Origin of the sequence: Planotetraspora mira (genome assembly GCF_016863275.1) — a bacterium.
In the GTDB taxonomy this organism is placed as follows: domain Bacteria; phylum Actinomycetota; class Actinomycetes; order Streptosporangiales; family Streptosporangiaceae; genus Planotetraspora; species Planotetraspora mira.
Map to the genome: position 1 here is coordinate 1 of NZ_BOOO01000093.1, position 704 is coordinate 704.

Genomic DNA, 704 nt, shown 5'->3' on the forward strand with positions numbered 1-704 from the left:
CAGCGCTGGCCCTGGCAGACTTGCCGGACTCACCGGCAGCGTGTTTGGCCCAGGCACAACAGTTGGCCTTCGCACGGGATCGGTTGATCTCCGCCATCACCGCACGGGTGGAACGGGTCCACCACACGCGCGAAGCCCGAGCACACGGACACAGCAGCACCCGCACCTGGCTACACAACGCCTGCGGCACCAGCCGAACCGCCGCCGCCCACCTGATGACCATCGGCACCCAACTGGCCCGCCTCCCCCTGGTACGCACACGATTCGCCGAAGGCACCCTGAACGAAGCCCAGGTCAACGCGATCTGCACCGCCATCAAAGACCTCACCGACCAACAAGCACCGATCGCCGAGCAGATCCTGACCGACCTGGCCGACCAGGCCACCCCCGAAGACGTCGCCAAAGCCGGCCGCTACCTCCGCGACATCCTCGACCCGGACGGGCAGGACAAAGACGACGACGCCGACTACGACAAACGATTCCTGCATGTACGCCCAACCGGCTCCGGTGGCATGCAGGGAGAATTCCGGCTCCCCAAAGAAGCCGCCGCACGACTGAAAACCTGGCTGGACGCCTACGCCAAACCCAGAACCGAAAACGACGAACGGCCCCTGCGCGTCCGCAACGCCGACGCACTCACCATGCTCCTCGAAACCAAAATCACCACCGAACTCCTCGTCCTCGTCCACGCCGAATCCCTCCCC

General features: G+C 65.3%; 1 protein-coding gene. It reads left to right on the forward strand.

Annotated elements, in window-relative coordinates; translation table 11 throughout:
• On the forward strand, positions 1 to 704 hold a 704-nt coding region (locus Pmi06nite_RS41630), incomplete at both ends, for a DUF222 domain-containing protein (RefSeq protein WP_203958777.1).